The sequence below is a fragment of the Parabacteroides sp. AF14-59 genome, from assembly GCF_003479515.1.
Classification (GTDB): Bacteria; Bacteroidota; Bacteroidia; order Bacteroidales; family Tannerellaceae; genus Parabacteroides; species Parabacteroides faecis.
The window spans coordinates 98889-121478 of the sequence record NZ_QUHH01000023.1; the positions used below are offsets into that span (position 1 = coordinate 98889).

General features: G+C 40.9%; 13 protein-coding genes. 7 read left to right on the plus strand and 6 right to left on the minus strand.

Translation table 11 applies throughout. The annotated features are described in order from the left end of the window. The first annotated feature begins 1 nt into the window (after position 1). The 7 genes from DWW23_RS20535 to DWW23_RS20565 all read left to right on the plus strand — a co-directional run bounded on the left by DWW23_RS20535 (position 2) and on the right by DWW23_RS20565 (position 13810). On the plus strand, positions 2-1093 hold the full coding sequence (locus DWW23_RS20535) for a hypothetical protein (RefSeq protein ID WP_122355679.1): 1092 nt from the start codon (positions 2-4) through the stop codon (positions 1091-1093). Between the two features lie 106 nt (positions 1094-1199). Next, positions 1200-1781, plus strand: a complete 582-nt coding sequence (locus tag DWW23_RS20540) for an RNA polymerase sigma factor (RefSeq protein WP_122355681.1) — start codon at positions 1200-1202, stop codon at positions 1779-1781. A 54-nt stretch (positions 1782-1835) separates the two neighbouring features. Then, entirely contained in the window at positions 1836-2804 is a 969-nt protein-coding gene (locus tag DWW23_RS20545; RefSeq protein WP_122355683.1) for a FecR family protein, read from the plus strand. A gap of 186 nt (positions 2805-2990) precedes the next feature. Further along, positions 2991-6395 (plus strand): TonB-dependent receptor, encoded by a 3405-nt coding sequence (locus DWW23_RS20550; protein WP_122355685.1) that lies wholly within the window; start codon positions 2991-2993, stop codon positions 6393-6395. Between the two features lie 11 nt (positions 6396-6406). After that, positions 6407-8344: a RagB/SusD family nutrient uptake outer membrane protein gene (locus DWW23_RS20555; protein WP_122355687.1), complete on the plus strand. Its 1938-nt coding sequence runs from the start codon at positions 6407-6409 to the stop codon at positions 8342-8344. Positions 8345-8436: 92 nt separating this feature from the next. Next, the gene (locus DWW23_RS20560) at positions 8437-11496 is read left to right on the plus strand and encodes a glycosyl hydrolase (protein ID WP_122355689.1); all 3060 of its coding nucleotides are present in this window, start codon (positions 8437-8439) and stop codon (positions 11494-11496) included. A 10-nt stretch (positions 11497-11506) separates the two neighbouring features. Continuing rightward, positions 11507-13810 (plus strand): alpha-L-rhamnosidase N-terminal domain-containing protein, encoded by a 2304-nt coding sequence (locus tag DWW23_RS20565; protein ID WP_122355691.1) that lies wholly within the window; start codon positions 11507-11509, stop codon positions 13808-13810. 68 nt (positions 13811-13878) lie between these two features. On the opposite strand, the gene DWW23_RS20570 is transcribed toward DWW23_RS20565, so the two are convergent. The 6 genes from DWW23_RS20570 to DWW23_RS20595 form a co-directional block, all read right to left on the minus strand. Then, positions 13879-16338, minus strand: coding sequence for an alpha-L-rhamnosidase C-terminal domain-containing protein (locus tag DWW23_RS20570; RefSeq protein ID WP_122355693.1), 2460 nt, complete (start codon positions 16336-16338; stop codon positions 13879-13881). A gap of 61 nt (positions 16339-16399) precedes the next feature. Beyond that, on the minus strand, positions 16400-17467 hold the full coding sequence (locus tag DWW23_RS20575) for a uroporphyrinogen decarboxylase family protein (RefSeq protein WP_122355695.1): 1068 nt from the start codon (positions 17465-17467) through the stop codon (positions 16400-16402). 28 nt (positions 17468-17495) lie between these two features. Next, on the minus strand, positions 17496-18206 hold the full coding sequence (locus tag DWW23_RS20580; RefSeq protein WP_122355697.1) for a vitamin B12 dependent-methionine synthase activation domain-containing protein: 711 nt from the start codon (positions 18204-18206) through the stop codon (positions 17496-17498). Between the two features lie 11 nt (positions 18207-18217). Then, the gene (locus DWW23_RS20585; protein WP_122355699.1) at positions 18218-19219 is read right to left on the minus strand and encodes a uroporphyrinogen decarboxylase family protein; all 1002 of its coding nucleotides are present in this window, start codon (positions 19217-19219) and stop codon (positions 18218-18220) included. Between the two features lie 11 nt (positions 19220-19230). Beyond that, entirely contained in the window at positions 19231-19899 is a 669-nt protein-coding gene (locus DWW23_RS20590; protein ID WP_122355701.1) for a B12-binding domain-containing protein, read from the minus strand. A gap of 28 nt (positions 19900-19927) precedes the next feature. Beyond that, complete coding sequence (locus DWW23_RS20595; RefSeq protein ID WP_122355703.1) at positions 19928-22417, minus strand: hypothetical protein; 2490 nt, start codon at positions 22415-22417, stop codon at positions 19928-19930. Positions 22418-22590: the final 173 nt, after the last annotated feature.

The following is a 22590-nucleotide window of genomic DNA, read 5'->3' on the forward strand; positions in this document are numbered from 1 at the left end:
CATGAAAACTATAGGATACTTATTTACCATTTCCGGATTGCTTCTTATGGCATCCTGTTCATCCAATCATCGAATGGTGACTCAGATCTATCCGGACGGACAGATCAGCCGTGAAGTATATGCTTATGGCGATTCTGCCTTTATGGCTGGCGATAATACTCATTCGCCTTTCCTGTTCTCTATCCGGGGCTGGCAGCAGATCCCTTTGGATGCCAGTATCCCTTTTGTCATTCTGGGCGAGAAAAGCAATTCACTCGGTAAAGAAGACAAATTGAATGTGAAAGTCAAACACACATGGAATATATGGGAAAATCCTCCTCTCCTTACCCCCGAAAAAAAGTGGCTGGAGCCATTGGCCGTTCCGCAGGAAAAGCTGGAAAAACATTTCAGATGGTTTTATACTTATTATACATTTACATGTAGTTACCGTCAAATCGAAGAAAAAGGACCTATCCCTATCGAACAGTTCCTGAACAAGCAGGAACAAAGACTGCTCTTTCAAGGTGACCTGACCGACTATCAGGGTATGAATGGGTTGGAACTGAACGATAAACTGAATGACTTAACAGAACGTTTCATGAAATGGTACGATGAGAGTTTGTACGAACTTCGCTTTGAAACCATCGAAGAGTGGGAAAGCAAATCAGGCAACAAAGTCTTTATTTCAAAATTGAAAGCGGATAAAGATGCGATCAAAAGAGCTGCCATGGACAAGGCCAAAGATACAGACCTGGAATCGATAGATATGGGTGAGTTACTCGATACTTTCTACCAGACAACTTATTTCTCCACAGCATATCAAAAAGACAAAGATCAGATAAACCTGTTGTTTGAAGAGAAATGTCAGCCGATAGAATTATTCGGCCACCAAATTAAGTATGAGCTCAATATGCCTGGCCGGTTGATCACAGCCAATACTTCTTTGCGGGAAGGAGATGCTCCTTACTGGAAGGTAGATGCCTACCGGATGTTACCGGGCGATTATATACTGGAAGCCCAGTCACGAGTCCCAAATATCTGGGCTTTTGTTATCACCGGATTCCTCGCTCTGTTTGCAATCTGCGGGATGCTATATGCCAGACGGCAAAGATAAAGCCAGCTTGATCTTTATTTTTATCAAATACACTAATAAATAAAGTTTTTATGTAAGTTTGCAGAAGGAAAAAGGAGACATACTAGGATTAATCTAATTGAGTATTTTGGAAAAACAAGTGCAATATAATGAACCACAACTTATCCTTTCATTGAAAAACGGCTCTTATAAAGCCTTCGAGAGGATATACGAGATGTACGCAAAACGTCTATTTGCGTATAGCATACAATTTACGAAATCTCAGGAAGAGTCAGAAGAAATTGTACAGGATGTATTTATGAGGCTTTGGACAAACCGGGCGAAGATACGACAGGAAGATACACTTCGATCGCTTCTTTTTATTATGACAAAACATTACCTTATCAATGCATTCCGCACAAAGATCAATCAACCTGAATACGAAGAATATATTCAGTATATAAATGAACGGTCAGTAGATGACGCTTCATGCCAACTGGAATATCAGGAATTTGTAGCAAAGTTCCGTGCTATATTAAAAACATTGCCGGAGACGCAACAAAAGGTAATTACTTTGTCTAAAATAGAACAGTTCTCGAATAAAGAGATAGCAGACAAACTATCACTGAGTGAACAGACGGTAAAAAACCAGCTTTCCCTCGGACTTAAAACTCTTAAAGAGAAATTGGGAAGCTTGGGAGTATATCTTATGTTATTATTTATTAATTAAATCGATTCAATTAGTACAAATCAGATAATTGTTTGTCTTAACATACAGAATAGAATGAATGACTTGATAAAAAAATATAGAATAAACGAACTGAGTCCTGAAGATCTGTCGGTACTTAGAGGAAATGCAAACGCGATGGATAATCAGGACCTGGAAAACCTGATTCTTGACGACTGGCTGCATGAAGAGATCGACACGTCTTCTGTCGACGACAAACTGCTACAGAAAATAAAAGGTAAAATCGACCAGGAAGTTAAACCCGAAAGTAATCGTTTTTCTCTGATACTTCGTTGGACGCAGTTAGCCGCGGCTGTCCTATTGCCGGTCTTTGTCATACTAAGTTTCTACTTGTATCATGAAAATACGGCTTTGCTATCTAATAAAATTGTTGTGGAAACAGGACTAGGGGAACGTGCCAGTGTCACATTGCCTGACGGAAGCATAGCATCACTCAATTCCGAATCCAGACTCGTTTATCTCCCCAAAGATTACAACAAAAAAGAACGAAACATTCACTTTGGAGGAGAAGGTTATTTCCAGGTCAAACACGATATGAATATTCCTTTCCTGATCGATGCACAAGGACTCCAAGTAAAAGTATTGGGTACTAAATTCAACCTGCTTGTCCGGAAAACAGACCGGACAGCCGAATTAGCATTAGAAGAAGGACGTGTTTCCTTGCTGTCTACCCATACCAATAAACAGGTGATCTTAAATAAGAACCAAAAAGCTATATTGGATTACGCAACCGGGAATATAACAGTCATATACGACGAACATATAAAAGATATATCAGCCTGGAGGCGCGGTGACATGGTATTCCGCAACACTCCCCTGTCACAGGTGATTCGTACTATAGAAGAAAATTATAATGTACGCATAAAAATAGAAAGTGAGGAATATCTCAATGATCCCTTCACCAGCACTCTACCTGTTAGCAATCTGAATGAAGTACTTGAAGTACTTGAACGCTCGTATCATCTGAAAGCTGTTATCAACGGTAAAGAAATCTTTTTGAAATAAAATCAGGCATCATCCCAATTCATATAGAACCGCTTTCTTTAAAGGAGGCGGTTTTTTTAATATACATATACATTTTATGTTCTTTAGCATATATTTTTTTCGGTACTAAATAAAATAACCCCTGTCATTACTATCGAGAACGCTTATTAAGCGAACCCATTAAGTGTAATTCTAAAAACTATTAAGATGAACAAACATTTAAGACTAAGAATGTTAACTTTGTTTTCGTTACTATTCTTTTTTTCTGTTTCTCTCTTTGCACAGGAAAAGCTAGTAACGATACATCTGGAAAATGTTTCTCTAAGGGAGATATTTTCTTCTATTGAAAAGCAAACCACTTATCGCTTTTCTTATCGAAATGTAGTGATAGACGCTACAAAAGACATCACCATTTCCAAAACAAAAGTCCCGGTTTCTTCTGTACTCAATGAAGCATTGGCGGGGAAAAATCTGGAGTACAATATTGTCTCTGCCAAATCTATCGTGATCTCTGACAAACAAAAGAAAACGACCTCCGGCAAAAAAGAAATTTCCGGTATTATTAAAGATAGTAACGGAGAACCTATTACCGGTGCTACGATCATAGAAAAAGGGACAACCAACGGAGCCATATCCGATATGGATGGTAATTTCTCCCTCAGTATCGCAGAGAATGGGATATTACAGATATCCTATGTCGGTTATGCAGAACAAACGATCCCTACCAGCAACCAAACGATCTTTAACATCATCCTGAAAGAAGATTCACGATTGCTGGACGAAGTGGTAGTAGTCGGATACGGTAGCATGAAAAAGAAAGACTTAACAGGAGCTATCAGTCACGTGGATGCCAACAAATTAGCTAATGAAAGACCTACCACAGTACAGGATATTCTTCGTGGAACAGCTCCTGGCTTAATTGTTGCACCTTCTTCCAGTGATGCAAAAGAGGGACCTACGTTTCTTATTCGTGGAAAACGCTCCCTGACAGGAGGGACAGCACCTCTCGTAGTATTAAACGGCGTACCATTCAACGGAGACCTTTCCGAAATAAATCCGACTGATATCGAATCTGTCGATATTTTAAAAGATGCTTCATCGGCAGCCATTTACGGAGCTAAATCGGCCAATGGGGTAGTTATTATAACTACCAAGAAAGGTAGAGGTGAGAAACCGACTGTGCAATTCGATGGTAGTGTAGGATTTGCGACAATGGGAGTAAGCCGCAAATTTTATGAACCCGATGAGTATCTGCAATACCGGTCGGATTATGCAACCAGCAGTAACGGGTTCGAAAATAAAGGATATTACAGCAAGCCTACAGCTGAAAATCTACAGAAATACAACTTAACCGAAGAACAATGGCGCAACCATGATGCGATCGGTCAGGGTTCCACAAATATGGAAGATGTATGGTTGCAACGTATTGGTTTGGGAGATGTTGAGCGCCGCAATTATTTTGCAAATACTCCATACGACTGGTACGATGCGACCTGGCAAACAGGATTACGGCAAAACTATAATGTCAGTCTTTCCGGACAAACAGCCCGTGTAAATTACTATTGGTCATTGGGTTACCAGGATAACGAAGGTAATCAGACAGGAGACCGGTTTAAGAACTATAGGACAAACTTACGCATAGATGCCAAAGCTACCGACTTCCTGGAAGTAGGTGCAAATCTGATTTTACAAAGTCGCGACGAAGGATACCAAAAAGTAGACTGGGAAGGAATGTGTAAAAACTCACCTTATTCTACCCCTTATTACGAAGATGGTTCTTTGAATCCATGGCCTATGGGAGAAGGTCACCAGGCTCCTGGTACAAATAGTTTTTATAATCTATCCATGTCTTCCAAAAGTGCAGGAACGCAAACTGTCAATAGTAATTTCTTTGCAAAACTTACTTTGCCATTCAATATCACTTATCAGTTTACCTTTGCACCACGTTATAGCTGGGCACAAGACAGAAATTGGAGTAGCTCAGAGAGCGTTTTCGATACTACACATGGCTCTGCGACCAGAGCAAGTTCACGCTCCATTGTTTGGACATTGGATAATATAGTTAAATGGAACTATACATTTGCCCAAAAGCATTTGGTCGATGTTACATTGTTACAAAGTGCAGAAAAAAGCGAATACTGGAGTGAGACAATGACAGGTAAACAGTTTTCACCAACCGACATTTTGGAATGGCATAACATGCAAAGTGCAAATGAAAAAACATTCAGTTCAAATGACGAAAAATACACAGGGGATGCCCTGATGGCACGTTTATTCTACTCCTATGATAATCGTTACATGCTCACAGCTTCTGTACGCCGGGATGGATTTTCAGCCTTCGGACGTTCTAATCCACGTGCAACTTTCCCGTCATTGGCTTTAGCCTGGAGTTTTACCAATGAGAACTTTTTTAATTGGGAGCCTATGAGTAATGGTAAACTTCGTATCTCCTGGGGTAAAAACGGTAACCGCGAAATTGGTATTTATCAGGCATTATCTCAGCTGACAACGGGTAGTGGTATCAGCAAATATTCATATGCTACTTCTACAGGTTCATTATACGAACTTTCTACTTTACAAATTAGCCGCATGGCTAATAATGATCTAAAATGGGAAAGTACAGCTTCATGGAATGTCGGACTTGATTTTGGATTCCTCAATAATCGAATCAACGGTAGCCTGGAATGGTATTACATGCCGACGACAGACTTATTGATGGACCGAACGCTTCCTAATATCAGCGGTTACAGTTCTGTTGTAACAAATTTGGGAAGAGTGGTTAATAGTGGTTTTGAATTATCATTACATTCTGTAAACATCGAGAATGAAAACTTCAGCTGGAATACTACATTCAATTTATCCCATAATAAAAACCGTATTAAACATTTATATTATACTTACGAAGACGTATTAGACCAAGAAGGCAATATAGTCGGTTCAAAAGAAGTTGATGATATAAATAAAAGTTGGTTTATCGATAAACCGATGGGAACTATCTGGGATATTGAAATGATTGGAATCTGGCAGGAAAATGAAGCGGAAGAAGCCGCCAAATACGGACAAAAACCAGGCGATGCCAAAGCACGGGATGTAAACAATGACTATCGGATATCTCAGGACGATAAAGTATTCTTGGGACAAGAGGATCCTAAAGTCAGATTAGCGTTAAGGAATGATTTCGTTCTGTTTAAAGACTTCGACATATCTTTTAACCTGTACTCTTATTTAGGACACAAAGCTGCAACAACTGATTATTTAAACTACTTCGATTTTAAGGGGGATTATTTGAATAGCCCGGTACGGAAATATTGGACACCCGAAAATCAGTCTAATTCTTATGCACGTCTGAAGTCTACACTACCTTCAAACGTAGAACCTAAAAAAATAATCAGTAGAGATTTTATCCGTTTGGAGAATATCTCTGTCGGATATAGAGTTCCGAAGAAAATAACAAATTTATTACGCACCCAGGATATCAGGGTATATGCAACTATCCGTAACGTTGCGATATGGGCATTCTCAAAAGAATGGTCAAAAGCCAACTATTGGGATATTGAAACGACAGGCTCTATGCCCCGGACATATACATTAGGTGCTAGTATAACATTTTAATCCATTTTATTATGAAAAATAATTTATTCAAATCAGTATCTCTTACGCTCGCTTTATCGACATTGGCTTCTTGCTCCGAAAGTTGGTTGGATCCGGAACCTCTGTCTTTTTATGAGCCCAATATTACATTTTCAACAGTTGAAGGTCTCGAAGGGGCACTCACTCGGTGTAGAAGTGATATGCTTTACTATTTTTTGGGCACCGATGGAACAGCCTTGTCAACCGAATTAATTTTTTCAGATGCAGCGGTATCTGCAATCACAGACTTAAGCGGTTCACAAAATTTTGTTTCAGATATAACCCCTACATCTAATAACGGTTGGATTGGCAGTAACTTATCCAATGCTTTTTGGAGTAGTGGTGTTGCAGGTAGTAGTTTTGCCAATGCAGTAATATCACGTCTTCCTGAACTGGATCTGGATCAGACAACTAAAAATCAGATGCTTTCCAGAGCCTATTTTCATCGTGCATGGCGTTACTATCATCTCACATTCCAGTTTGGAGACGTTCCTCTGGTTACGAAAGAAATAACATCTCCCAAATTGGACTTCCGCTCAGTAAAGATGGAAGTGGTTATTGAGAAAATGATTAAAGACCTGGAGTTTGCGGTAGAAAATATCCCGGAAAGAGACGATTGGGGGAAAGAGAACAAAGGTACATGCCTAATGTTGCTTACCAAGTATTATCTGGCAGCAGGCGAATTTGAGAAAGCTCTTACTGCCGTAAATACGCTGATAAATAACTGTGGTTATGAATTGATGGAAGAGCCTTTCGGTACATTTGAAAATCCTTTCCCGGATGTTCGTCCAATGACACGAAATGTCTTATGGGATTTGCACAGACCTGTCAATAAATCTATTTCGGCAAATAAAGAAAGTATTATGACTATCATCAGCCGTTATGAGAATCAAGACAGTAGAGTTGAAACGTGTTTTTTATATAACTTTACCCCATTCTGGAGTATGACCGATGTTAACAGGGGTATTTTAACTCCAAGTAAACAAAATATCGGAATTGGCAGACAAGCGGGAACTTCCGATTTCATGGCTCAATACCCTGATTATATAGACCAAAGAGCTGTTTGCGGACGAGGAGAATGTTTCATAAGACCGACTTACTTTGCTGAAAAAAGTATGTGGACAGACGAGAACGATCTTCGACATAACAGGCAAACAGGAAACTGGATGGCGATGGAAGATTTGAAATACAACAATGTAAACCTGCTGGGGACTGATGATGAAAAGTACTATTTAAAACCTCTTCAGAAATTTGCAGATGACGGGACATTATTGTGTAAAGATACTATACGCTGCTGGTACGGTTATCCTTATTACAAATTATGGGTAGATGATGTTGACCGGGATGTTGCCAACGGATACAGAGGTGTCGATTATAAGGGAGGACCTGGTGATGCGTACCTATATAGATTAGCAGAAGCATACCTGCTAAGGGCTGAAGCTTACTATTGGCTGAACGATTATGCAAAAGCTGCAGAAGATGTGAACAGGATCAGAAAACGTGCTCATTGTACAACATTCTTTAGTGCAGCCGATATGAACGGTCTGGATGGTCTGGATGTCATTATGGACGAAAGGGCCCGTGAATTGATGTATGAAGAATTCCGTCATGTGGAACTGGTACGTGTCTCGTATATTAAAGCAAACGAAGAAGGAACATATCAGTCTCCGAAAAGCCTGGCAGACGAAGGCAGTAACAGTTACTGGTGGCATCGTATCGTAAAGTACAATAATTACTATAACAAAGGTGTAACTACTTTACATGGAGATGAATATAAAATCGGGAAACATAATATATTCTGGCCTATTACGCAAGGTAACATTGATCCGAACTTATACGGACGTATAAACCAGAATTACGGATACGCCGGTTATGAGAAAAATGAACCGCCTATCAGTTCTCTTGAAGAATTAGAAGCATCCGGTCAGTAAAACTCATCGTATGAAACATAGTGCTCACTATAACTTAGTGGGCACTATTTGATAATAACAATTTTACTCACGAATCAAAAAGAAGTATATCCATGAATATATCAAAGAAAAACACGCTCCTGGTTACAACATGCAGCCTATTGATTTCTTCGATAGTAGTAGCCCAGGATAAAGAAGAAAAAAACATTCAGCCTGAATGGTTGAAAAAATACAGCGACAAGGAAATCCATGACATGTTTGATAATCCTCCCATGTTCTATGCACCTCACACCTTTTGGTTTTGGGACGATGTAATCAAAGACGAACAGACAGCAGCCTCGATGGCTGAAGAGATGGCTAAACAGAAACTGAATCCCGGTTATGCACATCCCCGCTCCGGATTTGATAACACGGTAACAGCGCTTCCTGTCGAACAATACCTCGCAGAACCCTGGTTCAACAGTTTTAGCAACGCACTGCAAAAAACAAAGGAAAACGGATTAACACTCGGATATTGTGATGACTATAACTGGCCAAGCGGCCAAGTAGCCGGGAAAGTCCTTCAGAAACATCCGGAACTTGAAGCCACCTATCTTGCTCCTAGACGTTATTATGTAAACGGAAAAACAGAAGTGAAGTACGATTCGGTTGACTTTGCTGTTGCCGGAAAACTGATCAATAACCAGCTCGATGCCTCATCCTTGCGTGTTATCGGTGAAGGGAATACGATCAAATGGACAGTTCCTTCCGGTAACTGGATGATCTATACATACACTATCAAAACTCATCCGGGTATCGATGGCGGAAAAGTTAATTATCTGGACCCGAAACTAATGGAAGTATTCATCCCAATGGTCCATGAACAATACGACAAACATTTCAAAAAAGATATGGGCTGTAGCATACCGGGCGTATTCGTCGATAATGAGGGTGATTACGGATGGAAAATGGCGTGGTCCGAACACCTTGCAACCCAATATCAGAAAAAGAAGAAACGTGATATAAGGGAATGGTTACCTTTATTAACCGAAAAAGACAAAGACGGTTTATTTGTTGTCGCCCGATGTGACTGGTTCGACGTCGTATCAGATGTATATAATGAATGTTACTTCGAACCATTGGTTAAATGGTTGAAGGAACGTAATATGTATTACATCTCCAATTTATGGGAAGAATCGTTACAGCTTCAGACAATCGCAGTAGGCGATCTGATGAGAACGACACGCTGTGTAACAATGCCAGGCAACGACTGTCTGGAAATGAAATCTCAGGATGTACATGACTTCAAGGAAGTACAGTCTGTTGCCGAATTTGAAGACCGTCCTTTCATGAGTGAGATCATGGGAGTAGCGGGATGGATACAATCTCCGGAAATGATGAAAATAACCATAAATTCAGTCACTTCATTTGGTGTTAATCATGTTGTACCTCATGGTATTTATATGAACAGACAATTGGAGACAGTTCCTTTTCCCAGTGACTGGTTCACCGAAAATCCATATTGGAACTATTTACACCAATGGACTGATTTTGCCAGACGTGCCGCCTTTATTACCCGGCAAAGCAACCTGGTGGCAGATGTTCTGCTGGTCCATCCGCTTGAAACCGTCTGGTCTTTTTCTGAAAATTATTTCTCTGAAGAAAAAGGTGTACAGAATGCACCGTGGGACTCTCGTGTAGTTGAAACGGACCAGGTCTATTCGGATGCCATGAGAAAAATGAATCAGGGAAATATCGATTTCTTAATAGCCGACAAATATTACTTGTCGAAAGGAACAATACAAAACTCAGGCAAAAATGCCACAATAACAATCAATAATCATAATTTCCAGGCAATCGTACTTCCGGCAACGTATATTATCCCCCAGTCATCATTCAAAAAAATCTTTGAATTTGCCAAACAGGGAGGATTAGTCGTTTTATTAGGCGAATTACCTCAGGGCTCTCCCGAAAAAGGGCTGAACGATAAAACGATTATGACACAGGCAAAAGCATTAAAACAGTTTCCGAACGTGATTAATTTAGCATCCGATAAAGACAGAATGGAAGCTATGATCACAGTCCTGAACGAAAAGATGAAGCCTCAGATACGTCTTGAAAACTCCGGCAGATTATATACGGCTCAAAGAAAGATAGGTAATACCAATTTATACTGGTTTGCAAACAATACCGATACATTGAAACATTTCACCGCCTGGTTGAGAGATGGAAAAGGAGTTGCTGAAATATGGGATTGTGAGACAGGTCAGAAAAAGAATATTCCGTCGGAAACAGAGAATGGATATCAGAAAGTATCTCTGACATTGAATCCGTTTGAAGCTTATTGGCTGGCTTTTGATCCTGATAAAACAAATTCAATAGAGGTAAAACCGGATATTGCCACCAGAGAAAGAACAATCGATACCACATGGAAAATAAGTTATCCGAATGAAAACACAATCTATAAAACAACGGCAAAAGTATTATATTCAGATAGCCGGTTGAAAGAAAATGAGTTTTTACGATTAGGATATGACGACTCCAACTGGAAATATTATTCCCGCCAGGATGAAAACGAGATTAAATGTACCTATGGCTATTGGAGGATGAATATTCCTGTAGGAGCAAAATCGGTTATAGTCCCTTCCTATATGTTAGGTAAAGAGATCTGGCTTAATGACAAAAAAATAAAGGTAACAGATTCTTTAATCAACCTGGCACCGGAATCAAAATTGCTGTCGTTTGTATTAAACCGGAAGGATGAAAAAGTAACTGTCGCTCCTTTTAAATTTACTGTTGGCACGGAAGAGAATAAAAAACTAGCTTCCTGGTACACTTACGGGCTTCAACAATACACCGGATTTTTAGAATATGAAACTTCCATTACGATAGACGATGCATCTTCATCAGTCTTCCTCGATTTAGGTGAAGTAAAATACATGGCTGAAGTTTTTGTTAATGATCAATCTGTAGGAGCTCGTTTATGGCCTCCTTTCAAATTTGACATTTCCAACACATTAAAACGGGGAGAGAATAAAATCAAGATTAAAATAGGAAATCTGATAGCTAATGAAATGTGGATGAAAGAAGATCTGGGAAAACTCCGGACCTGGGGATGGAAAGGGATACCTGATCTAAACCAATACGATGCGGGACTGTTCGGACCGGTAAAACTGATTACAACTATTAAATGATTTTATACAAATGAAAAAATACATTCTTTTAACCCTGTTTATCTTTACGGCTTTACACCTATCAGCCGTCGACTTGAATGGAGTAAAATGGATATCCATTGAAAAAACATTGACTAAGCCCAATCAATGGATCTGTTACCGAAAAGCGTTTACACTTGAAAAAACTGAAAAAACAGCCTTGCTTACTATTTCAGTCGATTCAAAATACTGGCTTTGGGTAAATGGAAAATTAGTTGTTTTCGAAGGAGGTTTGAAACGCGGTCCCAACCCTGATGACACTTACTTTGACCGCTTGGATATTGCTTCTTACCTGAAAAAGGGAAATAACACAATTGCAATACTTATGTGGTATTGGGGAAAAGACGGTTTCTGCCATAAAAATAGCGGCAGTCCGGGATTACTGGCTAAATTACAATCAGGTAATCGTGAAATAATTTCGGATGCCAGCTGGAAAGTTAAAGTACATCCGGCATACGGAGAGTCGCAGGAACCTCTCCCCAATTATCGGTTACCTGAATCAAATATTCATTTCGATGCCCGGAAAGATATTCCCGACTGGATGAAACCGGAATATGATGACTCCAATTGGCAGCAAGCAACCATTGCCGGTAATTATCCTTGCCAACCGTGGAACCAGATACATCCGCGTCCTTTCCCTAACTGGTATGATTCCGGTCTGACAGAATATGTTTCGGTCGAACGCTCTTTTAAATCGGATACATTAATAATTAAAGCCAAACTCCCACGAAATATCAGTGTAACACCCTACTTTGAAATAGAAGCCAATGAAGGTCTGTTCATCGATATCCGTTCTGACAACTATAAAGGAGGAAGTGAATATAATGTTCGTGCAGAGTATGTAACCAAAAAGGGAAAGCAGTCCTTTGAAGCGTTTAATTACGTAAACGGACACGCAATAATATATACTATACCTCCCGGAGTAAAAGTGAATAAGGTTGCTTATCGTGAAACCCGGTTCAATACGGAACATGTCGGTTCATTCGAGTGTGACGACATATTTCTGAATACACTTTGGCAAAAATCCTTGAACACGATGAATCTAAATATGCGTGATGCGATACAGGACCCGGACAGAGAACGGTCTCAATGGTGGGGAGACGCAGTTATCGTTTCAGGAGAAATACTATATTCCTGTGATAGTAATGCACATGGACTTATACAAAAAGCGATCCGGAATCTGGTTGACTGGCAAAGGATAGACAGTGTATTATATTCTCCGGTTCCTGCTGGTTCCTGGGCCAGAGAACTTCCGCTGCAAATGCTTGCTTCTATCGGAAAATTCGGGATGTGGAATTACTATCTTTATACAGGAGATACAGAAACGATCCGGCATGCATATCCGGCAGTGAAACGCTACTTGGCCAAGTGGAAAACCGATGAACGTAATTTGGTCATTCATCGTCCCGGAGATTGGGACTGGGGAGATTGGGGAGAAAATATAGATCTGCCAGTTTTAGATAACGCATGGTATTGCCTCGCTTTAGAAGGAGCACAAAACATGGCTTCACTACTTGGTTATAATGAAGATACCAGCGTTTACCATCAACAAATAAAAACAATCAAACAGGCAGTAAATACATTTTATTGGAATGGGAAGGTCTATTGTTCTTCGGATTTTCAGGAATCACCGGATGATCGCGCTAATGGACTGGCTGTACTTGCTGGTTTTGCCGATTCCGATAAATGGAAATCAATAAAGACTTTTCTAACTGATAATTTCCATGCGAGCCCTTATATGGAAAAATATATATTAGAAGCTTTCTTTGTTAGTGGCGACGTTCAGGGAGGTCTCGATCGCATGAAAAAACGCTATAAATACATGGTCGATCATCCTCTCACCACGTTGTGGGAAGACTGGCAGATTGGTGGAGCTGGCGGAGGAAGTATCAACCATGGCTGGGCAGGAGGTCCTTTATCTTTACTTTCCCAGTATATAGCAGGAATCTCTCCACTTGAAGCTGAATGGAATAAAATTCTTATAAAACCGATGTTAGGAAATTTAAAGCAAGTGGTATGTACTGTTCCTACAAAAACGGGAACTATCACAGCAACGATAAAAAATCAAACAGGACATCTATATTCCATCGATGTGACCAATACAGATAATAAAATCATTCATATTGCATTTCCTAAAGATAAAATAAAGCAATCTCTAGTTATAAACGGGAGAAAATATGAAAATAACCAATTGAGCAGTATTAATCAACATTCTGTGAAGTATCTGAAATCTGATGAATCTTACCATTATTTCGAGATAAAGAATCCGACGATCAATATTTCTGCAACTCATTAAGGTTTATAACAAAAAAAGAACTACGGTATTCGTAACGAAACCGTAGTTCTTTTTTATTTCAACTTAAATCAATCCAGGAACAACGCAGAACAAGCTGCATTTGCTCCACGCACCTGGCATATACGGATACGCACAGGCTGGTTCACTTCAAATGTCACATAACGTCCCATTTCATAATTGCGGACCATATGGACCGGAGACAAAATACGTTTATTTTGTAAATCAAACAATTCGATCGCACTCCGTCGTCCGTTATTATCCCAATCCACAAAGTAAAGAGATATTTTATACGGTTTATCGTGCCGGTAATCCACATCTATTGTTATTGTCTGACGGCAGACCTGAGGATCGAACGTCGTTATAGCTCCCAGACTACGACTCTCGTCATTTTCAAGATTTGAGACCAATGCCCGTTTGTCAGAAGCCGTATTCATATATCTGGAATTCTCTTCTCTCTGGCAAATGATGCTTTGACATTGTTTCGGCAGTTTAGTCCGGTGTGCACCTTCCCCGTCGTAACTGAACAAAACATATCCTTTCGAACCATATACACCTTTCCAATTCCCCTGAGTCAGGGTATCTTCCTTTACTGTTGAAGCCGGATAACAGTAGTTGATATCTTCCTCAACCACCGGACTTTCAGCAGGACGGTCATAAGAAAAACTAAATGTATGCAATCCATCATTCAATACAGGCAAATAAACGTGAGTGGCATTTTTCTTTTCCGGCTGTACTGTTTGTCCGTCCATTTTGATTTCTATATTTCCTGCCCCCATAAGAGGTATAGCCAGCTGCCCTGTTGTTCCGGCAGGAACAGACAAAGAACCTTTTCCTTCCTTTACATCCATATAAACCCGTATTTTCCCATGAGGAGTAGGAACAGTCCCGTCGATACGGGTCAATCCGGAAGTCAGATGCGGACAAACGGTAAAAGTTTTAAATCCCGGAGTCTCCGGTTTTACACCTAAAATCTCTTCACTCAACCATTTCGCTACACCGGCACTCCAGGGATGAGTAAAGCTGGTGTATCCACACTGATTATTGACCGGAGCATCATTATCCTCCAGCTTACAGAGATTCCACGAAGGACGGAATACTTCAAAGAATGTAGTCGCACCATACCGTAACTGTCCTCCCCAACAATCATCGATCGTATTCATCGCCTCCCCATAACGTCCCAGACGAGCCAATGCATTGATCACAAAATACTGGTTAAAAGGAGAATAAGAAACACGCTGCAAACGATCGCTATATACATTCTTCCACAAAGAAGACACATCTTCAGGAGATACAACACCGGCATTCACCGCATCGGAAGCAGCAAATATATCCAACCCTTCCTGCCAGTCCGGACTACATTGTAACTGCTGTTGTTTTTCATCGGCATACGTTTCATATTTCCGGGAGAGGTCCTGTCGGCCACAGTCATTCATCGCCTTTGCAAACCTCTTCCAGGTCTGGATAGACAACATTTTATATGCCGTATGTGTCTCTTTACAGTTCGGATTCTCAAAACCGGCTCCTAACCGTTCGTCCCATCCGTAAAAAGAGACCGACGGACTATGTTCATAATGTTGGTAAGCGATATCCAGTTTATTACAGGCATTATTGCATAAGGAATCCAAAAGAGACTGATCACCGGTATACTGGTAATAATCCAATAAGCTCTGTACCCAATAAAGAGAATAACTCAGGATACCATTAAACTGCTCGGCCGTGTAAAGAATGTTCTTACGGACAAAATCATAATTACCAAAAGCAACAAGAGCAGCAGCCTGAGAAGTATGTGCATCCCCAGTCCAGGAATGACGGTCACTCCGCTCCATAAGAATAGCACCGAAATAATCTTTCAGCAAATTAAGCCGGACAGTATAAGCAGCCGTATACCAGATGCGATTCAACTCGTCATTGTTGCTGTTGAAACTTCCCTCATAATTAGTCGGCTTTGTCTGGCAAACCAACCGGACATTCCGTATCCTGAACTTCCTGGATACATCTTTCAAATGAATCCAGGCAAAACGTACCCCTTCATACAATTGTTTATTTAACTCTAAACGATAAGTCTTACCGTATTGCTTAGGTACTACCGTTTTTACCGGATGTTCGGAACCCAGATTAAATACAGCCGGTTCGTTGAACTCACTGATACTGCATTCGACCGTTGCCGGCATATCATCGCATTCAAATTCCAACCAACCCGCATTTACCTGACCAAAATCAAACATGATATTACATGCTCCTGTAATTGTCAGATCAGAATTACCTTTAGCTTTCATATTCACCGGCTCATCGCACGTTACAGAAACCGGTTTCTGCGTATACACTTCCAGATCATCGTCGGCATCCGGGCTTTTCCACCGGTAATTGACCAAAGGGTCCGGTGAACAAGTAACCTTCTCTCCTGTCGGAATACCCTTCAAAGAAGGATAAGATAACTTCTTCAAGTCTTTTCCATCCGGACCATTGGCTAATGCAAATAAAGGTGTCAACAATAATATTTTCGTGAACAGAATTAAGTTTTTAGACATAACTACATCTTTAATTTATAAATAATTATTCTGCACTCAGAATTTCAATTGCAAGATACCATTATTTCCTATATGTTTTCACCGTATCTATCATTGCCAATATATTTTCCACCGGTGTTCCTGCCTGTGCGTTATGGCATGAGCAACAGATATAGCCTCCGTCCTTCCCCAATGTTTCAAGGCATTTACGGGTTTCATCGATCACTTCATCGACTGTCCCCATCGGTAACGTTCGTTGATTCTCGACCCCTCCATGAAAAATAAGATCTTTTCCGTATTGTTCTTTCAGATTGGCTCTGTCCATGCCCGGGCAGACATGCTGTATCGGATTCAGGATATCGACGCCACATTCTATCAATCCCGGGATCAAAGGAAGGACAGCTCCATCCGTATGATACAGCACCTTCTTCCCATAACTATGGATAAGGTCGCACCAATTTTTCAGCCTGTGTTTGAAATGCGTTTCCCATGAATCCAATGAGATCAACATGCTATCCTGCATTCCCATATCATCACTGATAAACACGATATCGAGTTCATCTTTCAATTCAGTCAGCATCCGTTCCAGCATGACGGTTTGAATAGCATCGATACGTTCTACCGTTGCATCCAGAAAATCCGGATTTGCCAACGTATCCATCAGGGCATTTTCCAATCCGCGCATCTGGCAATAGATCTCAAAATGAGATATCCAGGGACCTATAGTTGCAAAATTCCAGGAACGAGCTTCTTTTGCCAATGCTTTCGCACCTGCATAATCAAATTTATCAGGGTCAGGCCAGGAATGATAACCAAGCAATTCGGACGGATCCGTATAATCGGCAATCGGCGGATCGATATACTCCTGATAAGTTGCCAGACCGGCCTTTACCATTCGGGTTGGAACACCCCACATCGTAATTTCTCCACTATCGTTCGGGTCGAAGAAACGTCCTCCGTAACCGGGGAATATCCAAACGATCTTATCTATTCCCAGCTTATTATACACAGCCATTTCATCTTGCAATGAAGTGTATTTGCGAAGTGAATCGAGTACTTCGGGTGTACACCAGAGGTCGACCGGCGGACGATCGACCGGCTGACGGTTTATAGTTGCCCAAATACGTTCTTTGGGAGTCACATTATCCATATCTATTAAAAGTTTATTTATTACTTGTTCAATGTTGATTATTTTTATTTTTTACCTTCCGGTAAATACAGGTGAGATTGTTACAGATATCACACGAATAACTACTTTTCCGGACATTCTTACCGATACCGATAATACCGCTTACCGACTTGATAGGAACCATCAGGCAACTGGCTGAAAGCGAGATGTCACATGCATTAGCAGGCAATAACGAGAAAAGCTGCTTCTGATCGTCAACAGGCCAGTTACAATAGCCCGGACTGTATCGATTGGTTATTTTCATACCTTCCGGTAGTACTTGCTTCTCCAGTTCAGACTGAATAAAATCCATAGACTTTTCGGCAACAAGACTTCCCATAGTATCCACGATATACCCTTTCAGATACTCACCTTCTTTATTGTACTTTCCGGAATAATCGGAAAATCCCTGTCCGGCCGTACAGATAAAAACGGCGATCTTTTCTGCTCCCTCCATTAGTCTGCAGATTTTACGGGACGTTTTTATAGTTTGTCCTGCTATCCGTATCTCCCCCGTTTCCGGAAACCGCTCTATGTCCTCAAAAATGGCATAGCCTCCCCGTATATCTGAGATTACAGGGAGTTGCTCAAAAACATCCGTTACTTCACACACTACCGGATTATCCGGAGATCGGTCCTCTTCATGCAGCATTTCCAGCAAATCATCCGGCAGAATACCCGTTTCCCGGATCGTCGGACTGTAATAACTAAATGTGGCCATCAAAGCATCATTTATATTCTACGATTAAAGGCTGATAAAGCATTATAATATGCCTGAATATTTTCTTCCGGTACACAAGGAGGTACATCACAACCTGTTGAAAGTACAAAATTCGGAAACTCTGCAGTCTGTTCCAATAAGGAGGTCACTTCTTTTTCAATCTCTTCCGGCGACATCATACGGAGTACACCCACCGGATTAATATTACCCATGACCAACGTATCAGCCGGACACTGTTTCAAAACTTCTGTCATCGATATGGCATTTCCGAAATGGTAGGCTTTCGCCCCTGTGGATATCATAGCGTCTGTACACTGACCGGTATTGCCACAGTTATGCAGAACGACCATGAACGAATCGTCCTGTACCTTATCGATGATATTTTTTATATATACGGAAGAGAACTGCAAACAATCTTCATTCGATAACAGTCCGGCTGCCGGTTCGGCAATTATAACACCGGAACACCCGGTCCGCTTCAGTTCCATACAATAGTCCTCTATAAAGCGGGAACACTTATCGAGCAGTAAAGCAATAGCATCCGGCTCCAGATAACAAGCGACCATGATCTCCGACATACCGTATAATCTTCCGGCCAAAGAGAAAGGACCGATAGCTCCGGCAAAAACCGGTTTATCCGTAATCATTTCGGCAGCCATTTTATTAGCCAGTATATATTCCGGGACTCTACCGGCCGATAAAGAAGGTATCTGCAACCCCTCTATACTTTCCGAATCTACCAGACTTCCCAGAATATGGGGCATATCATTTTCCGGAAATGCGATGGAACAGCCGAAAGCTTCGGCCTCCACCGTCAGGTCCATTATCACAGTAGCTGCCTTCGACGGGTATTTCTTACTCAGTTCATTGATCGCCTGTGCATGCTTCTCCCCGCTCTGAACAGCATCTTTTACGGTTGCTCCGATCATCTCGATACCCGGATGGGTCATAATCGGCACGGTACAACGTTCGCGGGAAGCTATAATATCACTTATCCATTTATCAACATTCATATTATTTTTATTTATGCGACCAACTTATCCAATATCTCAACCAGGGCCTGTGGTTCGTCCGTATAATAATCGGCTCCGATCTTTTTAGCAAACTCATTGTTCAACGGTGCACCGCCCACGCAAGTGATAACTTCAGGAAATTCCGATTTAATAATCTTGTTTATTTTTTCCATGTTGGCCATCGTTGTCGTAAGCAGGGCTGACATTCCTACAAATGCACCCGGATTCATCTTTATAGCTTCGATAAATTTCTCAGCTGAAACATCCACGCCTAAGTCTATTACCTCATATCCATTTCCTTCGGCGATCATACTCACCAGGTTCTTCCCGATATCATGCAAATCACCTTCTACCGTACCGATGATAATTTTCCCTTTTCTTTTTACAGAGCCATCCAAAAAATACTTCTTCAGATGCGCCATTGCCCCGCTCATCGCTTTGGCACTCATCAATACCTGTGGTACAAAGACTTTATTTTCACGGAATTTTACTCCGATGCGTCCCATACCGACAATCAATCCTTTAGAGAGGACATCAGTAGGAGCCACGCCCTCTTCCAATGCCTGTAAAGTAAGTTCATCTGCCCCTAACTGGCCTTTCATGCTTGGTGGATAGGGAGACTTTTGATTTATTTTCCCGTTTTCCACGCATAATGCGATCTGTTCTAAAATGTCGTTCATAGTTTTTGTTGTTAGAATGTTCATAATTTTATTTGCCGTATAATCTTATTCTTACCGGTCCTTTACAAGAATGGGTAAAGGACGTCTTGCCATCCGCACCGACTTCTACATGAGTCACTTTGTTCTGGATAGCTAATTTGTATTTTAAAGCCGGATTCAATCCCTCAATAATAAATCTGTAATTGTCTGTTGTATTCATTTCCCATGAAATATCGTTTCCGGAACACTGTTTCAGTGTTACACCAACCGGTGAAGACGACTCTCCGAAAATTTTCAATACCGCTTTCTCTTCATTATGCGGATAGACTGCCAAGCCACCATCTTCGAAAGATGCACCGAAAGCATCCTTACTTCTGACAGAAAAACGATCTGTCTGCATCTCATAATCATCTACACTTAGTTTGATACGGTACTCTGTATCCCTCAACGTATAATTAAATTCTGTTCCGTTAAGTATTTCAGACATATTAGGTTCCAGTCCCATCCTGTTCCATTTAGGACGTATTCCGTAGATATCTCTGTAAAGAGCTGTTACACTTGTACAGATACCTGCCAAAATATCGGAGCCCTGTCCTTCTTGTGTCTTACGGCTATATCGTTGAGACGAGAGTCCGTCTTTCTTATACTGCGCCAGAATATTACGGATATATTTTAAAGCGATATGCTTGTCGTAACCGACATAAGCCCTGACTCCCAGGTATCCCCATGTTGGAAAGATATCCCCATTCTCATAAGTAGGGAAAGGCCAGTTTCCGGCTGATACTTCTTCTCTATCGAAAGAGTCGAAGCAAAGCGGCCAATGGAACAGATTCTCAGCGACCGTTCTTTTCTCAATCTGCTCAAGCACTTGGGCGATCCGCTTTTTATTATCACACAAGCCGAATGCTATCACGGCAAAATTGACCGGAGTAACCAGGTTATCCCCATGTACAGAACCGTCTTTATCTCTCCAATAGACATATTGTTTTTTCTCCGGTGACCAAAATCCTCCGTCATGGATAGACTTGTTGAAATTTTCTTTCAACTTCATTGCCACCGCCGTGTAATAATCTGCTTTTGCTTTATCCCCTAAGACCCGTTCACAACCGGCCCACAGATTCAGTGCTTCATACATCTGGGCATTCACAAACGCATTCTCGAAACTAGCCCAGACGATATCCAGCCAATCGCTTGCCTTCTCTTCTTTTATAGAGCTATTCATCATTTCAAAAACACCGTTGCCATTCGAATCCCTTTTTATCAGCCAATCCAGCGCCTTTTCGCAACCGACTTTATGGGATTTCAACCACTCGATGTCACCACACAGGTCAAACTGTTCTGCCGCATTGATCACAAAACCGGTCTGTGAATCTACCGTATAACCCCATCTTGCTTCATAATATCCGGTTTTGTAATTAAATGTTCCCGGCATCTGGTCTTCATCCGCATTATGCCAGCGGGACAGAACACGTCCGTCGGCTGTTATCGCATAATCTCTTTCACGGTCCAGTGTCGCCGACATATTTTTTACATAATTACCATCGTTCAATGCCATTCCTATCTGGGCAAAGAAAGGTTCGTGCAGACATTTCCAGTTGGTAGTCCATCCGTTGGCTCCTACGATCGCATTATCCACCACTCCATACCGTCCGGTCGTATTCATCAACTCACGAACAGCTTCTGCATCTATACCTGGAAGATTTCCTCTGGAATAAGCTACGGCATAATCGACATATTCCATTTCAAGTGTCATATTCACATCACCTTTCTGAACATCAAAAGGAGTAAACACATCCGCTTTCTGATGGACAAAGCGGTTCAGATTATACCGGGGTTCCAGTTCCTCATCCGTTACAAAATGAGTACAGACAAACTCTTTCTTATCACTTTGTGAATATTTTGCCGCCAGATGTCTGCCATTCGATTTTGCCTCGATACGCAAAGCATTTCCCGTATCCGGATTCCAGAAAGTCACCCCTCCGGTATGTACGCCATATGTATCATTTACATCTCTCAAATATTTGCACCAGACCATTCCTCCGTTATCCAGTATCCCTCCTTTCCAAACGGAAAGGTCTGCAAAGTTCCATTGAGGGAAAGCAGTTTCTTCCAGTTTTGCCAGGTTACTGTATTTCCGGTTAATATTCCATATTATTTTATCTCCGCTCAAATCAAAAGTCCATGATTCATTCACGTTTATCGAATGATCTCCGTAAATGATATTCTTTATAAGTATCTTATTTCCGGACTCTTCTACTTTTATTTCATCCTGACCGGTACAAGAGGTAAACGAACCTCCCCTGGTTCGGAAACCGGTATAAATACCTGATTCGGATAATACGTTTTTACCTTTTACTTTTAATTGCGTTATTTTGCAACCGTTCGAATAATCGAGTTGCAGAACCAGCTTTTGGCTGGGATCAGAAATAGTTATTTTTTTTAAAGCCGGGTCGTGAGGCATACTATTCAGGGCATAAGAATCAAGAGTAAACATACACATCCCCAAAACAATAAAGGTCACCAGTAATCTCATATTCATGAATTATGTGAATTAAGTTATTAATGAAAAACATTGGTATTAAATTTCAAGAACAAAGGTCTATATATATTTTTTCTTTGAAACATGGGGATTTGTTCTTTATACATGACAGAATGATACATGACTTGTACTGAAAAAAGTTTACACAATCACAAAAAGAAAATGTGTAAACC

Bases quoted from the DNA above. Each gene is read 5' to 3' on its own strand.
- DWW23_RS20535 (WP_122355679.1), top strand. From the start codon at position 2: ATGAAAACTATAGGATACTTATTTACCATTTCCGGATTGCTTCTTATG.
- DWW23_RS20545 (WP_122355683.1), top strand. From the start codon at position 1,836: ATGAATGACTTGATAAAAAAATATAGAATAAACGAACTGAGTCCTGAA.
- DWW23_RS20550 (WP_122355685.1), top strand. From the start codon at position 2,991: ATGAACAAACATTTAAGACTAAGAATGTTAACTTTGTTTTCGTTACTA.
- DWW23_RS20555 (WP_122355687.1), top strand. From the start codon at position 6,407: ATGAAAAATAATTTATTCAAATCAGTATCTCTTACGCTCGCTTTATCG.
- DWW23_RS20560 (WP_122355689.1), top strand. From the start codon at position 8,437: ATGAATATATCAAAGAAAAACACGCTCCTGGTTACAACATGCAGCCTA.
- DWW23_RS20565 (WP_122355691.1), top strand. From the start codon at position 11,507: ATGAAAAAATACATTCTTTTAACCCTGTTTATCTTTACGGCTTTACAC.
- DWW23_RS20570 (WP_122355693.1), bottom strand. From the start codon at position 16,338: ATGTCTAAAAACTTAATTCTGTTCACGAAAATATTATTGTTGACACCT.
- DWW23_RS20575 (WP_122355695.1), bottom strand. From the start codon at position 17,467: ATGGATAATGTGACTCCCAAAGAACGTATTTGGGCAACTATAAACCGT.
- DWW23_RS20580 (WP_122355697.1), bottom strand. From the start codon at position 18,206: ATGGCCACATTTAGTTATTACAGTCCGACGATCCGGGAAACGGGTATT.
- DWW23_RS20585 (WP_122355699.1), bottom strand. From the start codon at position 19,219: ATGAATGTTGATAAATGGATAAGTGATATTATAGCTTCCCGCGAACGT.
- DWW23_RS20590 (WP_122355701.1), bottom strand. From the start codon at position 19,899: ATGAACGACATTTTAGAACAGATCGCATTATGCGTGGAAAACGGGAAA.
- DWW23_RS20595 (WP_122355703.1), bottom strand. From the start codon at position 22,417: ATGAATATGAGATTACTGGTGACCTTTATTGTTTTGGGGATGTGTATG.